14 protein-coding genes are annotated in these 19,535 nt (G+C 75.5%); 5 read left to right on the top strand and 9 right to left on the bottom strand.

Annotation, left to right across the window (positions count from 1 at the left end):
- Positions 1–436 precede the first annotated feature (436 nt).
- On the top strand, positions 437–2,311 hold the full coding sequence (locus DQ241_RS15655) for a PucR family transcriptional regulator ligand-binding domain-containing protein (RefSeq protein ID WP_233492470.1): 1,875 nt from the start codon (positions 437–439) through the stop codon (positions 2,309–2,311).
- Positions 2,312–2,335: 24 nt separating this feature from the next.
- Here the strand turns inward: DQ241_RS15655 and DQ241_RS15660 are convergent, their stop codons facing one another.
- Together DQ241_RS15660 and DQ241_RS15665 are read right to left on the bottom strand one after the other, a co-directional pair.
- Positions 2,336–3,874 (bottom strand): UDP-N-acetylglucosamine 1-carboxyvinyltransferase, encoded by a 1,539-nt coding sequence (locus DQ241_RS15660; protein WP_233492471.1) that lies wholly within the window; start codon positions 3,872–3,874, stop codon positions 2,336–2,338.
- Positions 3,875–3,926: 52 nt separating this feature from the next.
- Positions 3,927–4,883, bottom strand: coding sequence for an alpha/beta fold hydrolase (locus DQ241_RS15665; protein WP_233492472.1), 957 nt, complete (start codon positions 4,881–4,883; stop codon positions 3,927–3,929).
- 67 nt (positions 4,884–4,950) lie between these two features.
- Between DQ241_RS15665 and DQ241_RS15670 the strand changes: the two genes are divergently transcribed.
- Positions 4,951–5,697, top strand: coding sequence for an SDR family oxidoreductase (locus DQ241_RS15670; RefSeq protein WP_113831108.1), 747 nt, complete (start codon positions 4,951–4,953; stop codon positions 5,695–5,697).
- Positions 5,698–5,796: 99 nt separating this feature from the next.
- The gene (locus tag DQ241_RS15675; protein ID WP_199584594.1) at positions 5,797–6,741 is read left to right on the top strand and encodes a DMT family transporter; all 945 of its coding nucleotides are present in this window, start codon (positions 5,797–5,799) and stop codon (positions 6,739–6,741) included.
- 7 nt (positions 6,742–6,748) lie between these two features.
- Here DQ241_RS15675 and DQ241_RS15680 read toward each other — a convergent pair whose 3' ends face one another.
- The gene (locus tag DQ241_RS15680) at positions 6,749–7,222 is read right to left on the bottom strand and encodes a pyridoxamine 5'-phosphate oxidase family protein (RefSeq protein ID WP_113831109.1); all 474 of its coding nucleotides are present in this window, start codon (positions 7,220–7,222) and stop codon (positions 6,749–6,751) included.
- A gap of 124 nt (positions 7,223–7,346) precedes the next feature.
- On the opposite strand from DQ241_RS15680, the gene DQ241_RS15685 reads away from it, so the two are divergent.
- Positions 7,347–8,354, top strand: coding sequence for a nitroreductase family protein (locus tag DQ241_RS15685; protein WP_158545944.1), 1,008 nt, complete (start codon positions 7,347–7,349; stop codon positions 8,352–8,354).
- Positions 8,355–8,407: 53 nt separating this feature from the next.
- Here the strand turns inward: DQ241_RS15685 and DQ241_RS15690 are convergent, their stop codons facing one another.
- The 4 genes from DQ241_RS15690 to DQ241_RS15705 all read right to left on the bottom strand — a co-directional run bounded on the left by DQ241_RS15690 (position 8,408) and on the right by DQ241_RS15705 (position 10,242).
- Complete coding sequence (locus tag DQ241_RS15690; RefSeq protein WP_233492473.1) at positions 8,408–9,205, bottom strand: DUF998 domain-containing protein; 798 nt, start codon at positions 9,203–9,205, stop codon at positions 8,408–8,410.
- Positions 9,193–9,492, bottom strand: a complete 300-nt coding sequence (locus DQ241_RS21135) for a hypothetical protein (protein WP_233492474.1) — start codon at positions 9,490–9,492, stop codon at positions 9,193–9,195. The genes DQ241_RS15690 and DQ241_RS21135 overlap by 13 nt, the downstream gene beginning before the upstream one ends.
- 158 nt (positions 9,493–9,650) lie before the next feature.
- Positions 9,651–9,848 (bottom strand): hypothetical protein, encoded by a 198-nt coding sequence (locus DQ241_RS15700; protein WP_113831112.1) that lies wholly within the window; start codon positions 9,846–9,848, stop codon positions 9,651–9,653.
- 79 nt (positions 9,849–9,927) lie between these two features.
- Positions 9,928–10,242, bottom strand: coding sequence for a hypothetical protein (locus tag DQ241_RS15705; protein WP_113831215.1), 315 nt, complete (start codon positions 10,240–10,242; stop codon positions 9,928–9,930).
- Between the two features lie 327 nt (positions 10,243–10,569).
- On the opposite strand from DQ241_RS15705, the gene DQ241_RS15710 reads away from it, so the two are divergent.
- The gene (locus DQ241_RS15710) at positions 10,570–15,057 is read left to right on the top strand and encodes an ExeM/NucH family extracellular endonuclease (RefSeq protein WP_233492475.1); all 4,488 of its coding nucleotides are present in this window, start codon (positions 10,570–10,572) and stop codon (positions 15,055–15,057) included.
- A 64-nt stretch (positions 15,058–15,121) separates the two neighbouring features.
- Here the strand turns inward: DQ241_RS15710 and malQ are convergent, their stop codons facing one another.
- Both malQ and hrpB read right to left on the bottom strand, forming a co-directional pair.
- Complete coding sequence (gene malQ / locus DQ241_RS15715) at positions 15,122–16,954, bottom strand: 4-alpha-glucanotransferase (RefSeq protein ID WP_113831114.1); 1,833 nt, start codon at positions 16,952–16,954, stop codon at positions 15,122–15,124.
- A gap of 37 nt (positions 16,955–16,991) precedes the next feature.
- On the bottom strand, positions 16,992–19,472 hold the full coding sequence (gene hrpB / locus DQ241_RS15720) for an ATP-dependent helicase HrpB (protein WP_113831115.1): 2,481 nt from the start codon (positions 19,470–19,472) through the stop codon (positions 16,992–16,994).
- Positions 19,473–19,535: the final 63 nt, after the last annotated feature.

Below are 19,535 nucleotides of genomic sequence, written 5' to 3' on the forward strand. Positions count from 1 at the left end.
AACACCGGCACGGGCGGCCCGCCCGCGCTGCGGTGCGTCCGTGCCCGTACGAGCCCCAGGGTCAGTGGATTCGTCGACGGTGCGCATGCCAGCCCTTCGCCGGAGGGACGGCGGAGCACCGGTGTGGCCGGCCCCCCGCCCGGGTCCCGCTCCACCGGGCCGCGGGAAGGAAGGGGGTGTCACCGGCGTTCCGGCGACGGCCTAGCATCCTGCGGGCGGGGTGAACCGGGTCTCGAACGTATGCGGCGCGTCGCACGCCCTCTCATGGCGGAACCAGCCAATTATGGAGGGTGTCGTCCAGAGAGACCTGACAGAGATCCGATCTGTGGCCACCTGGCTGACGACTGAAGGGGGAAACGTCGTGACCCAGGGTGATGCCTCGCTCGTGTCGTCCACGCTCCGTAACGGGACGGTTCCGTTCCGCCGGAACTGGGCCGTGGACGAATCCCCGCGCACCGACCCGGCGCGTTCCGAGCGCGGCAGCTGGCAGGAGCGCATGGGGCTGACCGTCGAGGACGTCCTCGACCTGCCCGGCCTGTCCGGTGGCGCGGTGGTCGCGGGGGCGGCCGGCCTGGGCCGGGTGGTCCGCCACATGGTCGTCGACAACCCCGCCGAGCCCCTCGCCGCCGCGGGGCCGGACGTCCTCGTCGTCCTCGGCGCCCGGCTGCCGCAGGCGGACCCGGCCAACTGCCGTGCCCTGGTCGAGCGGCTGGCGTCGATGGGGACCGCCGCGCTGGCGTTCCGGCGCGCCGAGGGTCCCGCGCCGGTGCCGGCGGAGGTGCTGGCCGAGGCCGACCGCCGCGGTCTGCCCGTGCTCGCGCTCCCGGCCGCGTTGCGCCTGGACGAGGCGGTGTCGGAGGTGCTGGGCGCCGTCGTCACCAAGCAGGGGCAGGCGCTCGCGCTGTCCTCGCGGATGGACGACGAGTTCATGGAGGTCGCCCTCACCGGCGGCGGCCTGCCGGAGGTGGCCCAGCGGCTCGCCGTGATGATCGACGGCGCCGCGGTGCTGGGCCTCGGCGCCGACCGCGAGGTCGTGACCAGCGCCGGGCCCGCCGACGACGTCGCCGAGATCAGCGACTGGCTCTGGCTGCTCGACGCGGCCGCCGACGACGAGCTGGCCGCCATGACGCCGTCCCGCCGGCTCTCCGGGGTGCGCGCCGACCAGACCGTGGTCACCCCGGCCGACGTGCTCGCCGACGCCGACCTGTCGCCGGCCGACGGCATCCTGCTGGTCCCCGGGCACCACCAGCTCCCCGGCGGGGTGGGCGAGTACGCGGTCGCCCCGATCATGGCCGGCGACCAGCGGCACGGCTGGCTCGTGGCCGTGCACCGCAGCGGGGCGATGATGCTCGGCGCCGGCGGCGTGCTCGAGCGCGCGGCCGTCATCGCGGCGCTGTCGGTCATCCGGCTGCAGGCAGTGCACTCGGTCGAGCTGCGCTTCCAGGGGGACCTCGTCCGCCGCCTCGTGGGCGGGTCGGTCGGGCACACCGAGCGCACCCTGGCCTACACGCGGTCGTTCGGCTGGCGGCTCGACGGCCCCGTGGCGGTGCTGGTGACCGCCACGGAGACCGTCGCGGACGCGGCTGCGGACCCGACCCGCGCGCTGGACGTCCTCGACCGCCTCGCCGACGGCTGGCGGGCCGCGCTGGAGACCGAGGTCGCCGGTGCGGCCGTCGCCGGGCTGGCCACCGAGATCGTCACCCTGCTGCCGCTGGACGGCCGCACGCCGGAGGAGCTCTCCGCCCTGGTCTCCGCGGTCACGTCCCGCGTCAACGGCCGGCTGCGCCGCGTCGGTCGCGTGCTGGGCACCGGCATCGGCCGGCCGGCCGGCTCGCTGTCGGAGCTGGCCGAGGCGCACCGGCAGGCCCAGCGCGCGCTCGGCGTGGGCCAGGAGATCCACGGCGGCTCGTCGGTGACCCACTTCGACCAGCTCGGCGTGTTCCGGCTGCTGTCGCTGATCCCCGACAGCACCGAGCTGCGCACCTACGTCGACGAGGTGCTCGGCTCGCTGGCCGACGCCACCGACCCCGACTCGGCGGACCTGCGGGAGACCCTGCGGGTGCTGCTGGAGACCAACCTCAACGTGGCCGAGTCCGCCCGCCGGCTGCACTTCCACTACAACACGATGCGCTACCGGATCGGCAAGCTCGAGCGGCTGCTCGGGCCGTTCACGACCGACCCGACGCTGCGGCTCAACCTGCTGCTGGCGCTGCACGCGGCCCGGATGCGGGGGCTGGACCAGCCGCACCGGCCGCCGCTGGAAGCGGGAATGGCGCTGCCCCAGGACGACGGGCTGGACGCGCTCCTCTAGCCGGCCGGCGGAGGGCCGGGGCCCTCAGTCGTGGAAGACCTCGATCGAGGCGCCGATCTCGACCAGCCGCTCGTAGAGGTGCTCGTAGCCGCGGGCGATGATGTCGACGTTGCGCAGCACCGAGGTGCCCTTCGCCGCGAGCATCGCCAGCAGGATGCACACCGCCGGGCGCAGGGCCGGCGGGCAGACCACCTCGGCGCTCGACCAGTGGCTGGGCCCGTTGACCAGGACCCGGTGCGGGTCGAGCAGCCGGACGTCGGCGCCCAGCCGGGTCAGGTCGGAGAGGTGGATCGCCCGGTTGTCGTAGACCCAGTCGTGGATCATCGTCTGCCCCTCCGCCTGCGCGGCGATGACCGCGAAGAACGGCAGGTTGTCGATGTTGAGGCCCGGGAACGGCATCGGGTGGATCTTGTCGATCGGCGCCTTGAGCGCCGACGGGGAGATGGTGATGTCGGCCAGCCGGGTGTGCCCGTTGTCGGCCAGGTACTCGGGCGAGAGCTCGTAGCGCAGCCCCATCTCGGCCAGCACGGCGAGCTCGATCTCGAGGAACTCGACCGGGGCGCGGCGCACGGTCAGCTCCGAGCCGGTGACGATGCCCGCGGTGAGCAGGCTCATCGCCTCCACCGGGTCCTCGCTGATCGTGTAGTCGACGTCGGCGTCCAGCACCGGCCGGCCGCGCACCACGAGCGTCGTCGTCCCGAGGCCGTCGATCTCCACGCCGAGCAGCTGCAGGTACAGGACCAGGTCCTGGACCATGTAGTTGGAGCTGGCGTTGCGGATCGTCGTCGTGCCCTCGGCGCGGGCGGCGGCGAGCAGCGCGTTCTCGGTCACCGTGTCGCCGCGCTCGGTGAGCACGATCGTCCGGCTGCTGGCCCCGGTGGGGGTCACCGTGGCGTGGTACTCGCCGGACCGCGCCTCGACGTCGAGCCCGAACGGGCGCAGCGCGATCATGTGCGGCTGCACGGTGCGGGTGCCCAGGTCGCAGCCGCCGGCGTAGGGCAGCTCGAACGACGGAGCCCGGTGCAGCAGCGGGCCCAGGAACATGATGATGCTGCGGGTCCGGCGCGCGGCGTCGGCGTCGATGCCGGCCAGGTCCAGCTCGTCGGGGACGACGAGGGTCAGGTCGTGCCCGGCCTCGTCCCAGGTGGCGACGACGCCGATGGAGCGCAGCACGTCGAGGATGCGGTCCACCTCGACGATGCGGGCCACGTTGCGCAGCGTCGTCCGTCCGCGGTTGAGCAGCGCGGCGCACAGCAGCGCGACGGCGGCGTTCTTCGACGACTTCACCGCCACGCTGCCGGACAGCAGCCGGCCGCCGGTCACCCGCAGGTGCGTCGGGCCGGACGGTCCGACGCTGATCAGCTCGCTCTCCAGCGCCGCGGACAGGCGGCCCAGCAGCTCGAGGGTGAGGTTCTGGTTGCCCTGCTCGATGCGGGCCACCGCGCTCTGGCTGGTGCCCAGGCGCTCGGCCAGCTGCTGCTGGGTCATCCCGCGGTGCCGGCGCGCGTCGCGCACCAGGGCGCCGATCCGGCGCATCGCGGTGTCGGGGGGAAGCTCGGTCACCGTCACAGGGCACCACGCTATCTCGTCTGTGAGATAGCGCCGGACGCGCGGGTCAGCGGAGGACGGCGAACCGGGCGAAGGCGTCGTCCAGGGCCCGGCCCGTCGCGTCGCCGGTGCCGTGGCCGCCCCCCTCCACGATCACCAGCTCGCTGCCGGGCCAGGCGCGGTGCAGCGCCCAGGCGACGTCGGGCGGCCCGCTGACGTCGTGCCGGCCGGTGATCAGCACCCCCGGGACGCCGGCCAGGCGCGCCACGCCCTCCTGCAGGGCCCCGTCGGGGAGGAACGCCGCGTGCGACCAGTAGTGGGTGACCAGCCGGGCGAAGCCCATCCGGAACCCCGGCTCGGCGAACCTCGGGTTCGGCCGCCAGGCCGGGTCGAGCGACACGTGCACGTCCTCCCAGGCGCACCAGTCGCGGGCGGCCTGCTCGCGCACGGCGGCGTCGGGCGAGGCGAGCAGGCGGGCGTAGGCGGCGGACAGATCGCCGTCCCGCTCGCCCTCCGGCACGCCGCTGCGGAACCGGTCCCAGGCCTCGGGCCAGATCCGGCCCACGTCCCGGGTGATCCAGGCGACCTCGCGGGCGGTCGTGGTGGTGACCGCGAGCAGCACCAGCGCGGTCACCCGGTCCGGGTGCGCCTGCGCGTAGGCCAGGCCCAGGGTCGTGCCCCAGGAGGCGCCGAACAGCAGCCAGCGGTCGATGCCCAGCAGCTCGCGGACGGCCTCCATGTCGGCGACCAGCGCACCCGTGGTGTTGGCCGAGAGGTCCGTGGCCGGATCGGCGGCCGACGGTGTGCTCCTCCCGCACCCGCGCTGGTGGATGACGACCGTCCGGTAGCGCGCGGGGTCGAGCAGGCGGTGCATGCCCCGGGCGGGCGCCCCGGGTCCCCCGTGGACCACGACGGCGGGCGCGCCGTCGTCCGCGCCGTGCACCTCCCAGTGGACCGACTGCCCGTCACCGACGTCGAGCAGACCGGTGGCCGTCGGTGCGCTGGGCGGGAAGGGCGCGCTCACCCCGCCATCCTGCCCGGAGGGAGGACGGGGCTGGTTCGGACGCCGATCCGCGCGAGAGGATCGGGGCATGGACGTACTGGTCACCGGAGCAACCGGACGGCTCGGTCAGCGGCTCGCGCCCGCCCTGGAGGGCGCCGGCCACGTGGTGCGGCGGATGTCGCGGCGCGGAGCCGGTCCCGGCGGCGTGCGCGGCGACCTCGCCACCGGTCGTGACCTGCGGGAGGCGCTCTCCGGTGCCGAGGTGGTCGTCCACGCCGCCAGCGACCCGCGCGGCGACACGTGGGAGGTCGACGTCGCCGGGACCCGCCGGCTCGTCCAGGCGGTGGACCGGGACCGGCTGCGGCACCTGCTGTACGTCTCGATCGTCGGCGTGGACCGCATCCCGTACGGCTACTACCGCGCCAAGTACGCCGCCGAGCAGGTGCTGCTCGCCTCCGGTGTGCCGGTCACGCTGGTGCGCGTCACCCAGTTCCACGACTTCGTGGACGAACTGCTGTCCACCGCCCGGCGCGGCCCCGTGCTGCCGGTGCCGATGGGGTGGCGGGTGCAGCCCGTGGACGTCGGGGAGGTGGCCGAGCACCTCACCGGCCTGGTCGCGGCGCCGCCCGCCGGCGGGGTCGTGGAGTTCGGCGGACCGCAGGAGCTCAGCGCCGCCGAGCTCGCCCGCGCCTGGGTCGCCGTGCACGGCAACGGCGCGCACGTGGTGTCGACGCCGGTGCCGGGACGGCTGAGCACCGCGTTCCGCGACGGGGCCGCCGTGCCCTCCGGTGGGGCGCGAGGACGGCGCACCTACGAGGAGCACCTGCGCGCCTGACGCGGCGTTCCTGCCGGACTCCGCAGGAAGAACGACGATCCCGACGCGACGGCCGGAAACCGCCGGAGAGCTGTCGGTGGTCGCGCCTACCGTCTGCCCGTGCGCACCGCTGCCCCCGTCTCCGCTCCTGCCCGCCCGCCTGCCGGCCTCGAGCCGCGCACGCTGCTGGCCGTCGTGGTCACCGTCCTCGCCTGGGCGTCGGCGTTCGTCGGCATCCGCGGGGTGGGGGAGGAGCTCTCACCGGGCGCGCTGGCGCTGGGACGGCTCCTGGTCGGCACCGCGGTCCTCGGCCTGCTCGCCACCCGCCGCGGCTGGGTCGCCCCGACCCGCCGGGAGTGGGGGCTGCTCGCCGTCTGCGGGATCGGCTGGTTCGGCATCTACAACGTCGCGCTCAACGCCGCCGAGCAGCACCTCGACGCCGGGACGACGGCGATGCTGGTCAACATCGGCCCGATCCTCATCGCCGTCTTCGCCGGGCTGCTGCTGGGCGAGGGCTTCCCGCGCTGGCTGGTCGTCGGCATCGCGATCGCGTTCGCCGGCGTGCTGCTCATCGGCCTGGCCACCCGGAGCGCCGAGGCCGACCTGGCCGGCGTCGTCCTGTGCGTGGTCGCCGCGGTCACCTACGCCGGCGGTGTCGTCGCGCAGAAGCCGCTGCTGCGCCGCCTGCCGGGACTGCAGGTGACGTTCACCGCGTGCGCGATCGGTGCGGTCTGCTGCCTGCCGTGGGCCGGCGTCCTCGCCGGCGACCTCGCCGACGCGAGCGGGGCCTCGATCGCCGGCATGGTCTACCTCGGCGTGGTCCCGACGGCGCTGGCGTTCAGCACGTGGGCCTACGCCCTGCGCCGGATGGACGCCGGGAAGCTGGGCGTGACCACCTACGTGGTGCCGCCGCTGGTCATCCTGCTCGGCTGGCTGCTGCTCGACGAGGTGCCGCCCGCGCTGGCGGTCGTCGGAGGAGCGGTGTGCCTGATCGGCGTCGGCGTCTCCCGGCGGCGCGACCGGCCCCGCCCGGTCGTCCCCGCCGAGGAGGGCACCCCGTCCTGAGCCGGCCTCAGAGGTAGGCCCGCGGGTCCACCGGCGAGGGCAGCTCTCCCGGCACGATCCGGCGGCCGGAGACGTCGTGCGGGATGAGCCGGAGCCAGTGGCCCTTGTCGCCGGGCGCCCACGGTTCGACGCCGGTCGCCCGGGTGCGCTCCACGAGCTCTGCGCGGTGCTGCTCGCCCACCTCCTCGGCCTGCCCGCGCACCAGCACGCTCCAGCCGGTGCGGGTGCGCTGGTCGATCTCATCCACCTCGAAGGTGACGTTGGCGTGCTCGGCGGCGCGCAGGATCGTGCCGGGGTGCGTGCGGATCACCAGGCTGGTGCCGTCGACGGCGAAGTTGACCGGCAGGACGAGGGGGTAGTGCTCGGCGTTCACGCCGATGCGCCCGATCTGCTGGGTGCGCAGGAGGCGGTAGCACTCGTCGGCGGGGATGACCTGCATCGTGGGGTCGCTGCTGCCCGACCCGGCCGCGGCGTTCGTCATGCGCCCATCCTGGCCAGGTGCGGACACGTGTGCAGCCGGGAGCGAGGATGGGGTAGGCACTTCCAGGGGCGGGTCACCTGGCCGCACCCGCACCGACGAGCACGAACGAGCACCGGAGGCACGCGTGGAGCAGCAGGAGTGGGCGCAGGTGGTCACCGCCGCGACCCGGGCGCCGTCGATCCACAACACGCAGCCGTGGCGGTTCGTGGCGTCGGCGGACCGGCTCGAGGTGCGCTACGACGCGACCCGCGCGCTCCCGGTCCTCGACCCGACCGGCCGGCAGCAGGTGATCAGCGTCGGCATCGCCGTCGAGTTCGCCGTCGTCGCGCTGGCCGCCGCCGGGCACCTCAGCGAGGTCCAGCTGCTGCCCGACCCGGGCGACGAGGAGCTCCTGGCCGTCGTCCGCCTGGCCGGCCCGCACGACCCGACCGCCGAGGACCGCGAGCTCGCCGCTGCCGTCGAGCGCCGGCACACCGTGCGCGCCCCGTTCCGGTCGCAGGCGGTGCCGGCCGAGCTGCTGGACCGGCTGCAGGCCGAGGCGGCGTCCTTCGGCACCTGGTTCAAGCCGATCACGCGGTCGGAGGAGGAGGTGGCGACCGTTTTCCTCATCTCCCGCGCCGAGGAGATGGAGCAGGGCGACCCCGCCTACGTGGCCGAGCTGGAGAGCTGGCTGCGCACCGACCCGGCCGCGGTCGACGGCGTCCCGGTGGAGGCGGTGCCCAGCGGCGATCCGCACGCCCGTCCCTCCAACTGGACCATCCGCGACTTCGTCGTCGGCTCCCGCGAGCGCAGCGAGTTCAACCCGGCCGGCGACCCGGACGCGCCGCCGCCGGACGTCGAGCGGCCGACCGTGGTCCTCATGGGCACCGACGGGGACGACCGCGTGGCGTGGCTGCAGTCGGGGCGCGCCCTGGCGCGGGTCCTCCTGCAGGCGACCGCGGCCGGGCTGGCGGCCTCGCCGCTCACCCAGGCGCTGGACTGGCCGGCCACCCGCACGCGGATGCGCTCGCGGCTGTCCCTGGTCGGCCACCCGCAGATGCTGCTGCGCATGGGCTACCCGCAGGAGGGGCCCTCGGGGGCGCACAGCGGGCGGCGCCCGGTCGCCGAGGTGCTCACCGTCCGGGAGGGCTGAGCCTCACCCGGGACGGCGGCTCACCCGGGACGGCGGCTCGCCCGGAACGGCGGCTACTCGGGACGGCGCCGGCCCTGGGGCGCCCAGGGGTCGTCGAGATCGGTCTCGTCCTCGGCTGCCGGGGCCGGGCGCTGCTCCGACCGGCGGGCGGCCGCCTCGAGCGCCTCGTCCCGCTGCCGCGCCCGCTCGGCCGCGGTCGCGCGCTCCTGGGCCCGCTCCTGCGCGCGCTGCGCGGCGCGGGTGCCGGCCGGCGCCGCCTCCCGGGCGTCCAGACGCCACAGCACGATGCCGGACAGCGCCAGCCCCAGGGGGAGCACGTACGCGGCCGCCCGTTCCGTGCCGCCCTCGCCGAGCAGGTAGGTGCGGGTGAGGAAGAAGGTCGTGGTCGCCGCCCCGATCAGGCCGAGCAGGACCAGCGTCGTGCCGAAGGCCTCCGAGCGCGCCCGGACGGCGTAGGCCAGCGCCACCAGCGCGAGCGCGCCACCGACCAGGTAGAGCACGGCCCCCGCGCCGTGCGCGCCCCCCGCGGTGTCCTCGGGGAAGACGCCGACCATCAGCACCCCGAGGGCGGCGGCCGCCAGCAGGAACTCGGCGACCCGGCCGGCTCCGCTGCGCAGCGCGGGCCAGAGCAGCAGGGCGCCGCCGAGGATGAGCGCCGCCTGCACCACGAAGGAGGCGTTCATCAGCTGGTGCCCGGGCCAGGTGGTGGCGCCCAGGTCGCTGATCACGTCCTCGGCGCGGGAGTGGCCCTCGCCCCGGAACTGCACGATCGTCTCGACGGCGAAGAACTGCAGCGTCAGCAGCCAGGCGAGCGCGCCCCAGCGGAGCCGGTTGGGAGTCACGGCTCCCATGCTCCCAGCACCGTGTCGTCGAGCCGGTCGAGGACGGCGGCGAGCTGGTCCGAGGACACCCACGAGGGGTTGCTGCCGGCCGGCATCCGGAGCACCTCGGCGTCCCGGAAGCGGGCGTCGGCCAGGAGCTCGGCCCGGGGGACGGGCGCGTCCAGCCGTACCAGCCGGACGGGGAGCAGCGGGCCGTCGCCGTCCTCCTCGACCGCCCCGGCGACCCGGCCGACGGCGTGCACGCCCGAGGAGTGCCGGCCGCTCACCCAGAGCAGCACCGGCTGGCCGGCCGTCACGCGGTCGAGCCGGTAGGACCGGCGGACGCACCGGCGCAGCTCGCGGGCCGTGCCGGGCGTCCAGGCCGGGTCGATGGCCGCCGGGGGGCGTGCGCTCTTCAGCAGCCACCCGGCGAGGGCGTCCCGGGGTCCCGGCCCGACCGGGACGCGGTCGGAGGTCAGTCGGTGGCCGGGTGGCGCTCGGCGCCGAGGGGGTCGGCGTCGTCGGAGCCGACCGCCTGGCGCTCGAGCTCGGTGCGGTGCTCGAGCAGCTCGTCGTCGGGGTGCGGGTCCTTCGCGTGCTGGGTGCGGTCGCGCGTCGGGTGCTCCTGCGGCTCGATGACGTCGTCGAGGTTCGGCTGGTCCGGGGAGGTCATCGTCGTGCTCCGTCCGTCGGTGTGGGCGCTGTCCCTCGGGGCCATAGCCAGGGGCCGCCCGGGCCAACCGCGACGACGGTCACCGCGGTTCCAGACCGGCCGCGGGCAGCCACGCCTCGACCAGGGCCGCGCCGTGCGGGCCGGTCACGGTGTAGGCGACCCGGCCCTGCCAGACGCCGTCGCGCTGCCGCCACTCGACGAGCAGGCCGGGCCAGGTGCCCGGGGTGTCGGGCGGGTCGTGCACCCAGCAGTGCCGGCCCTCGCCGGCGCGGCCGCCGGAGCCCCTGCCCGGCGCGCCGTCGTCCGGCGGGGTGGCCGGCCCCGGGTCCGTCGAGGGCACCCCGGACGCGGCCGCGCGGTCCTGCAGCGACCGCCCGGACCGTCCTCGCTGCATGCCGCCCGCCACACCCCGATCATCGCACGCACGTTCGAACGCGTGTTCGAGCCGGGCGCCGGCGGGTCGGCCAGGTGAACACCCCGTGTCGCCACGCGGTGACATCCCTCACACAACTCGGGGCTGGTGCCGCGCGGGTGCCGCCGCCTATGGGAGTCGCCGCCCCGTCGGCGCTTCGCAACGCTCAGTAGCTTTGCTTAACAGTGTGCATACGCGCCGTGCTGTGGACGCCTCCGGCCGACCACGGCGCGTGGCCATCCGGTCACCCGGATGTCACCGGAGGCACTTAGCGTCCCGTCGTCCCCTTCATCGCTCGGAAGGATGAACGTGCCCGAAACCATCGGCACCGCGCGGCGCAGAGGAGCGGTCGGCTCCGTCGCCCGCCGCGCAGCGCTCGGTACGACGGCGGCCTCGGTCGCCCTGGTGGGTCTGCCCGCCACCTCGTGGGCCGCGGCGCCCACGGCTCCGTACATCTCGGAGATCCACTACGACAACGCCGGCACCGACGCCGGTGAGTTCGTCGAGGTGCACCTGCCGGCCGGCACCAGCTCCACCGGCCTGTCCGTCGTCCTCTACAACGGCGGCAACAACCGCGTGTACGACACCGACGCGGTCCCCGCGGTGACCGCGCCGGCGGACGCACCGGCCGTCGCCGTCGTGGACTACCCGGTCAACGGGGTGCAGAACGGCAACCCCGACGGGGTGGCCCTCGTGCGCGGTACGACCGTCCTCGAGTTCCTCTCCTACGGGGGGACCATCACCGCGGCCGACGGCCCCGCGGCGGGCACCACGAGCACCGACATCGGCGTCGCCGAGTCGAGCTCCACCCCGGCCGGGCAGTCGCTGTCCCGGACCTACGACGCCGCGGCCGACGCCCTCGTCTGGGCCGGGCCCGCGGCGAGCACGCGCGGCGCGGTGAACGGTGCCGCTCCCGAGCAGCCGGAGGAGCCGGAGCAGCCCGAGGAGCCGACCGGCGCCTGCGACGTCGCGCCCACGCACGAGATCGGTGCCGTCCAGGGCACCGGGGACGTCACCCCGCTCGCCGGGCAGGCCGTCACCATCACGGGCGTCGTCGTCGGCGACCTCCCGGGCTTCAGCGGCTTCTACCTGCAGGACGCCGACGGTGACGGCGATGCCGCCACCTCCGACGGCGTGTTCGTCTACAGCCCCGCGGCCGTCGACCTCGGCGACACCGTCGTCGTGTCCGGCACGCCCGCCGAGTACTCGGGCCAGACCCAGATCGGCGCCGGCAGCACCGTCACGGTCTGCGCCGAGGGGACCGCGGCGGACCTCCCGCCGGCGGCTGCTCTCGACCTGCCCGCCGACGACGCCGCGCGCGAGCGGCTCGAGGGCATGCTGGTGGCGCCGGCCGACACCCTCACCGTCAGCGAGGTGTACGACCTCACCCGCTACGGCGAGCTGACCCTGTCCGAGGGTGGGCTGCTCGTGCAGCCGACGGAGCTGGCGCGCCCCGGCCCTGAGGCCGAGGCCGTCGCCGCGGCGAACACGGAGCGGCGGATCGTTCTCGACGACGCCGTGACCGCGCAGGTCCGCCCGGACACCGCGCCGTACCTCACCCCGGAGAACCCGGTCCGCGTGGGCGACCAGCTGGCCTTCACGGCGCCGCTGGTCCTCGGCTACGGCTTCGACCAGTGGCGGCTGCAGCCGGCCGACGGCTCCGCCGACGGCACCTTCACGCCCCAGAACACCCGCCCGGCGACGCCGGCCGCGGTGGGTGGCGACGTCCAGGTGGGCGCGTTCAACGTGCTCAACTACTTCCTCACCCTCGGGACCGGCGACAACGCGCGCGGTGCCGCCACCGCGGCGGAGTTCGAGCAGCAGGCCGCGAAGATCGTCACCGCGATCAACACGATGGACGCCGACGTCCTGAGCCTGATGGAGATCGAGGACACCGCCTCCACCGGGTACGGCGACCGCACGCCCGACCAGGCGGTGGCCGACCTCGTCCGGCGGCTCAACGAGGCGGCGGGTGCCCAGAAGTGGGCGTTCGTCCCGTTCCCGGACGAGCTGCTGGCCGTCGACCGCGACGTCATCCGCAACGCGATCATCTACCAGCCCGCGGCCGTGAAGCCGGTGGGCGACCCGGTCGGGCTGGTCGACGAGGCCAACTTCGACAACGCCCGCGAGCCGATCGCCCAGACCTTCACGGCGCAGGGCGACACGTTCACGGTGGTCGCCAACCACTTCAAGTCCAAGGGCAGCGGGTCGGGCGCCAACGCCGACCAGGGCGACGGCCAGGGGGCCTCGAACCCCGACCGCGTCGGCCAGGCCGAGGCGCTCGCGGCCTTCGTCGAGGAGCTGCAGGCCGGCACGAAGGACGACGACGTGCTCGTCCTCGGCGACCTGAACGCGTACTCGCAGGAGGACCCGATCGTCGCGCTCCGGGAGGCCGGGCTGACCGACCTCGGGACGGAGTTCGACGAGGGCCGCTACAGCTACGTGTTCGACGACATGTCGGGGTCCCTGGACCACGCCATGGCCACCGACACCCTGACGGCCAAGGTCACCGACGTCAGCCACTGGAACATCAACTCGGTCGAGTCGTTCGCGTACCAGTACACCGGCGCCGAGCGGCTCTACGCGCCGAACCAGTACCGGTCCAGCGACCACGACCCGATCCTGGTCGGGATCGACCTGGCCGGGCCGCCGGCCCCGCCGGTCGCCGGCAACCCGACGGGCGTGGCCAACGGCAACAGCTGGCTGCACCCGCAGGACCGCGTGGGCTACATCGCCGGGCACTTCCGGAACACCGACAGCGTGCCGGTCGACGTGCGGCTGATCACGCCGTACGGCGAGTCCGCGGCGCAGCGGGTGGCCCCCGGCAAGGCGGCGTACCTCACGGTGAACACGAAGCTGGCGGAGCTGCCGGCCGGCACCGCCACCATCCGCGTCTACAAGTTCGTGGGCGGCAAGGGGTACCAGTCGCTGTTCCCGATCTCCTACCCGGCGCAGAGCGCCGCGGACGCGATCACCGAGCTGCAGCTGCTCGGGGTCAACGACTTCCACGGCCGCCTCACCGAGAGCGCGGTCAAGGTCGCGGGCACCGTGGAGGAGCAGCGGGCGCGGACCGACGTCGACGCCTCGCTGCTGCTGTCGGTGGGTGACAACATCGGGGCGTCGACCTTCGCCTCGTCGGTCCAGCAGGACCGTCCGACGCTCGAGGTGCTCAACGAGATGGGGCTGCAGGCCTCCGCGGTCGGCAACCACGAGTTCGACCAGGGCTTCGCCGACCTGACCGGTCGCGTGACCGACCTGGCCGACTTCCCCTACCTCGGCGCCAACGTCTACCGCGGCGATGCCCCGGCGCTGCCGGAGTACGCCCTGCTCGACGCCGACGGCGTCTCGGTGGGCGTCATCGGTGTGGTCACCGAGGAGACCCGCACGCTGGTCTCCCCGGCGGGCATCGAGGGCCTCACCTTCGGGGACCCGGTCGAGGCCACCAACCGGGTGGTCGCCGAGCTCACCGACGGCACCGGGGACGAGGCCGACGTCATCGTCCTGCTCGCCCACGAGGGCGCCCCCGGCGCCGGCTCGCTCGAGGAGGAGCTGGCGAAGGACACCGCCTTCACCGAGATCGTCAACGGCGTGGACGCGGAGGTGGACGCGATCTTCACCGGTCACACCCACCAGCGCTACGCCTGGGAGGCTCCGGTCCCCGGCGGCGAGGGCACGCGGCCGGTCATCCAGACCGGTTCGTACGGCGCAGCCCTGGGCCGGATCGCGCTGACCTACGACGAGATCACCGACGAGGTCACCGACGTCACGGTCGAGAACCTGGCGCTCACCACGCAGACCGAGCAGCAGCTGGTGGCCGCGTACCCGCGCGTCGCCGAGGTGGCGGCGACCGTCGCCGAGGCGAAGGCCTACGCCGACCAGGTCGGGAGCCGGGTGATCGGCTCGATCCTGGGCGACATCACCCGTGCCTTCAACGCCGCCGGCGGTGAGGACCGGGGCTCGTACTCCGCTCTCGGTGGGCTCATCGCCGACACCTACGTCCACGGGGCCGAGCTCAGCGCCATCGAGCCGGCCGACCTGGGCCTGGTGAACCCCGGCGGGCTGCGCGCGGACCTCCGGTTCGGGACGGACAACGGGCAGATCACGCTGGCCGAGGCGAACTCGGTGACCCCGTTCGCGAACGACCTGGTGGTCGTGTCGCTCACGGGCGCCGAGCTGGTGCAGGTGCTGGAGCAGCAGTGGCAGCCCGCCACCAGCACCCGGCCGTTCCTCGCGCTGGGCACGTCGGAGGAGCTGACCTGGTCCTACGACCCGGCGGCGCCGGCCGGCGAGCGGATCCTGGTGGACACGATCCGGATCTCCGGGGAGCCGATCGACCTGGCCGCCACCTACCGGGTGGCGACCAACAGCTTCCTGGCCTCCGGCGGTGACAACTTCGCGGCCTTCACCCAGGGGACGACGGAGGGCACCGGGCTGGTCGACTTCGACGCCGTCCAGTCCTACTTCGCGGAGAACTCTCCGTTGGACCCGGCCGACTACACCGGCCGGGTCACCGTGGGCCAGGCCGGCCAGCCGGGTGGCGAGCAGCCGGGCGAGGAGCCCGGTGAGCAGCCCGGTGGCGAGCAGCCGGGTGAGGAGCCGGGTGGTGAGCAGCCGGGTGGTGAGCAGCCGGGTGGTGAGCAGCCCGGCGGTGAGCAGCCCGGTGGCGAGCAGCCGCAGCAGCCGGAGGAGCCCGAGGAGCCGGAGGCCCCGCAGCAGCCGGGGAACGTCTTCCAGCGGCTGATCTCGTGGGTCCAGCAGGTCATCACCAACCTGATCCGCGGCTGGTTCACCCGCTGATCGCAGCGTCCAGCGCGCGGCCGGAGGCCGGTCCCACCTCGTGGGGCCGGCCTCCGGTCGTTGCTCAGGCCGGCGGGCGGACGGCGTCGGCGAGCGTGCCGGCCACCTGCCGGAGCAGCGGGTGCTCCGGCAGCTCCTCGACCGGCACCGCCAGCGGCAGCGACCAGTTGGGCCGGCTCGTCGTGCCCGGCATGTTGGGCCGGCGCTGCTCGCCCACGGCGTCGTCCAGCGTCGCCGACAGCAGGCGCGACGGCGCCTGCGCCAGCAACCGGTGGGCGCGCTGCACCGCCTGCTCGGCGGTCGCCCCGTCCGGCAGCCCGGGCAGGTGCTCCAGCAGCGAGGACCGCCCGCGCTCGAGCTCCTCGTCCGTGCCGGTGCCCTGCTCCCGCTGCTCGGCGACGTCGGCCCCCGTCCAGAGCCCGGCCACCGTGGGCAGGTCGTGCGTGGTCACGGCGGCCATCGCCTCCGCGGGCCACTGCGTCGGGTCGTCGTCCTCGAACCACAGCAGCCGGTAGGACAGGATCCCGTGCTCGGCCATGGCCTCGCGCACCCCGTCCTCCACGGTGCCGAGGTCCTCGCCGACGACGAGCGCCTGCGCGCGGGCGCTCTCCAGGGCCACGATGTCGAGCAGGTCCTCCGCGGGGTACCGCACGTAGGCGCCGTCGGCGGCCGAGCCGTCCGAGGGCACCCACCACAGCCGGAACAGGCCCATGACGTGGTCGATCCGCAGGCCCCCGGCGCCGGCCATCGTGGCCCGGATGGACTGGATGAACGGCTCGTAGTCGGCGTCGCGGAGCCGCCACGGGATGAGCGGGGGCGAACCCCAGTTCTGCCCCTGCGAGTTGAAGGCGTCCGGCGGGGCCCCGACGTCGACGCCGTCGGCCAGGGCCTGCTGCCACGCCCAGGCGTCGGCGCCCCCGCCGGCGAAACCGATGGGCAGGTCCTGGATGACGGTCATGCCGTCGGTGGCGGCGGCGAACTGGAGCTCGAGGGCCCACTGCAGCCAGGCGTGGAAGGCGACGACGGCGCCGTGCTGCTCGACGTAGCGGGCGATGCCGGGGGCGTCGGGCCGGCGCAGCTCCTCGGGCCAGGTGTGCCAGTCCGCGCCGTGCTCCTCGGTGACGGCCGCCCAGGTGGCCCAGGTCTGCAGCGTCTCGCCCTGCTCGTCGCGCCAGCGGGCGAAGGCCTCACCGCCGCCGTGCGCGAAGAAGATCCGCATGAGCACCTCGCGCTTGCGCGCCCAGATGGCGTCCCGGTCGATGAGCTCGCCGTCGTTCAGCGCCCGGCCGGCGTCCTCCTCCAGGTCCACGCCGTCCGCGCCGGGGACCTCGGCCACCCGCAGGTAGAGCGGGTTGCGGAAGCGGCGGGTCGCCGGCAGGTACGGGCTGGCCTCCTGCTGCGGGATCGGGGCCACCGCGTGCAGCGGGTTGATCAGCACGAAGCCGGCACCCTGGTCGGCGGCCATGCGCCGGATGCTGCGCAGGTCGCCGAGGTCGCCGATGCCCCAGCTGTCGCGGCCCCGGGCGGCGTAGAGCTGCACCGCCCAGCCCCAGATGCGCTCGTCGGGGAGCCAGCAGCGGCCCGGCGAGACGATGAGCCGCCGCCGCCGGCCGTCGGTGGACTGCAGCCAGTGGTAGCCCAGGGGGAAGTCGTCGGGCAGGTGCCCGTCGACGGTCCGCACCCCGCCGTCCTCGCAGACGACCTGCGCCTCGTCCACCTCCAGGGCGTCGCCGGGGCGGGCGACGATCGGCGCGCGGTCCTCGAGGTCGGCCGGGGGCTCGCCGATGACCTCGCGCAGCTTGCGGATGGTCTCCTGCGCTACCTCGTGCTCCTCGTCGAGGGCGTCCAGCCAGCTCGCATCGATGCCCCAGTCGTCCGTCGTCGGTGTCCGCGTCACCGGACGATCCTCGCCGGGGCGCGGGCAACCCGCAGTCTCAGCTGCGGGGGCGCGGCTTCGCCCGCGTGGTGGCCGGCGCCGAGGCCGGGTCCTCCGGCCACGGGTGCCGCGGGTAGCGGCCGCGGAGCTCGCTGCGCACGGCGGGGTAGCCGGTGGTCCAGAACCCGGCCAGGTCGGCTGTGATCGCCACGACGCGGGAGGCGGGGGACAGCAGCTGCAGGCGCAGCGGCCGGCCGGCCACCAGCGGGGCGCGGGCCCAGCCGAACACCTCCTGCACCCGCACGGACAGGGTCGGGACGTCGGGATCGGTGTAGTCGACCCGGAGCCGCGAGCCGGTCGGGACGGTGACGGTGTCGGGGACGACGGCGTCCAGGTCGCCGGACACCTGCCACGGCACGAGGGCGCGCAGGGCCGCGACGACGTCGATGCGCGCCAGGTCGGCGCGCAGCCGGGCGCCGGACACGTCGATCCCGGCCAGGAGGGCCTCGTCGTCCACCGCGGGCCACGGGTCGCCGAGACCCGCGTGCGCCGCCGCGAGCCGGGCCCGCAGGCGCTGGGCGGCCGGGGTCCAGCGGAGCAGCCCGAGCCCCTCCCGGCGCAGGCCCTCGGCCAGCGCCTCGCGCACGGCGGCCGGATCGGGATCGGATCCGGGCCGCTCGGCCAGGACGATCGCGCCGAGCCGCTCGACGTGCGCGCTGCGCACGTCGCCGTCCCGCCAGGCCACCTCGTCGCCGTCGGTGTGCAGCGGACCGCCGGCCTCCAGCGCGGTCGCCTCGTCGATGGCGACGGCCGCGCGCACCCGCGCGTCCCGGCGGCCGGGGGACCGATCGGCGACGGCGACGGCCAGCCACGGTGCGCCGCTCAGCGCGGTGCCGGGCGGGAGCTCGGCGCCGGTACCGGCGGCCATCAGGTAGGTCGCCCCGTCGCCGCGCCGGCGGGCGATCCGCTCCGGGTGGGCCAGGCCCACGACCAGCCCCGCCGCGGTGTCGTCGGGCAGCCGCGGCGCCGCGGCGTCGTCCACCGATCGCTCGAGGCGGGCCACCTCATCCCGCCACCGCGCGCTCGCGCCCCGGTCGCGGCCCGACCGGAGCTCCCGCCACGTCGCCACCAGGTCGTCGCTCCGCGCGGGGACGTCGCCGGACATCAGCGCGACCACCTCGGCGGCGCGGCGGCGACCCACGAGCGGCGCGCCGTCCAGCAGCGCGCGGGCCAGCCGGGGGTGCACGCCGACGGCGGTCAGCGCGCGTCCCCTGGTGGTGGCCCGGCCGGCGTCGTCCACCGCCCCCAGGGTGCGCAGCGTGCGGTCGGCGACGGTCAGGGCGGCGGCCGGCGGGGCGTCGAGGAGCGCCAGGCCGGTGCCACCGGGCGCACCCCAGCACGCCAGCTCCAGCGCGAACGCCGTCAGGTCCGAGACGGCCACCGCGGGCTCCTCGTGGGCCGGGAGCCGGTCCTGCTCGGCCGGCGTCCAGCAGCGGTAGACCGCACCCGGCCCCTCCCGCCCGGCGCGACCGGCCCGCTGGGTGACCGCCGCCCGCGACGCCCGCACGGTGACCAGCGCCCCCAGCCCCCGGGACAGGTCCGCCCGCGGCACGCGGGCCAGGCCGGCGTCCACGACGACCCGGACGCCGGGCACGGTGAGGCTGCTCTCCGCGAGCGCGGTGGCGAGGACGACCCGGCGGCGCGGCCCGGGCTGCAGCGCCGCGTCCTGGGCGGTGGGGGAGAGGCGGCCGTGCAGCGGCAGGACGTCGGCGTCCAGCCCGCGCAGCCGGCCGGCGACCGTGCCGATCTCGCCCGCCCCGGGCAGGAAGACCAGGACGTCGCCGGCGCGCTCGGCCAGGGCCCGGCGGACCGTTCCCGCCACGTGCGCGAGCAGCCGCGGGTCCACCCGCAGGCCGTGCGGCGGGTCGACCGGGCCCTCCGGCGGCGCCCAGGCGACGTCCACGTCGTGCAGCGAACCGGCCGCCTCGACGACCGGGGCCGGCCCGTCGACCCCGCCGATCAGCTCGGCCAGCCGGTCGGCCTGGGCGGTGGCGGACATCGCGAGCAGCTGCAGCTCCGGGCGCAGCGCCGCGCGGACGTCGAGGGCGAACGCGAGGGCCAGATCGGTGTCCAGGTGCCGCTCGTGGCACTCGTCCAGCACGACCGCGGCCACCCCGGACAGCTCCGGATCGGTCTGGAGGCGGCGGACCAGCAGCCCCGTGGTGACCACCTCGACGCGGGTGGCGCCGCTGCGCCGGCTCTCCCCGCGCACGCTGTAGCCCACCCGGCCGCCCACCGGCTCGCCCAGGAGCGCCGCCATCCGGCGGGCCGCTGCCCGCGCGGCGACCCGTCGCGGCTCGGCGACGACGACGCGACCGCGCAGGTCGGCGGCCAGGGCGAGGGGGACGAGCGTCGTCTTCCCCGTCCCCGGTGGGGCGACCAGGACGGCGGTGCCCCGCGCCCGCAGCGCGTCCGCCAGCGCGGGTAGCGCGGCGCGGACCGGGAGGTCGGTTCCCGGAGTCCCGGTCGGCGGCAGCACGACCCCAGTGTCGCCGAGCGCCTCCGGGCGCCCTCACCCGATGGAGGCGTCAGCGGGTCCGGC

This window comes from Blastococcus sp. TF02A-30 (genome assembly GCF_003319185.1).
In the GTDB taxonomy this organism is placed as follows: Bacteria; Actinomycetota; Actinomycetes; order Mycobacteriales; family Geodermatophilaceae; genus Blastococcus.

Excerpts from the sequence above, each read along its gene's own strand:
- DQ241_RS15670 (WP_113831108.1), top strand. The coding sequence starts at position 4,951 with ATGGACGTACTGGTCACCGGAGCAACCGGACGGCTCGGTCAGCGGCTC.
- DQ241_RS15680 (WP_113831109.1), bottom strand. The coding sequence starts at position 7,222 with ATGACGAACGCCGCGGCCGGGTCGGGCAGCAGCGACCCCACGATGCAG.
- DQ241_RS15690 (WP_233492473.1), bottom strand. The coding sequence starts at position 9,205 with ATGGGAGCCGTGACTCCCAACCGGCTCCGCTGGGGCGCGCTCGCCTGG.
- DQ241_RS15700 (WP_113831112.1), bottom strand. The coding sequence starts at position 9,848 with ATGACCTCCCCGGACCAGCCGAACCTCGACGACGTCATCGAGCCGCAG.
- DQ241_RS15705 (WP_113831215.1), bottom strand. The coding sequence starts at position 10,242 with ATGCAGCGAGGACGGTCCGGGCGGTCGCTGCAGGACCGCGCGGCCGCG.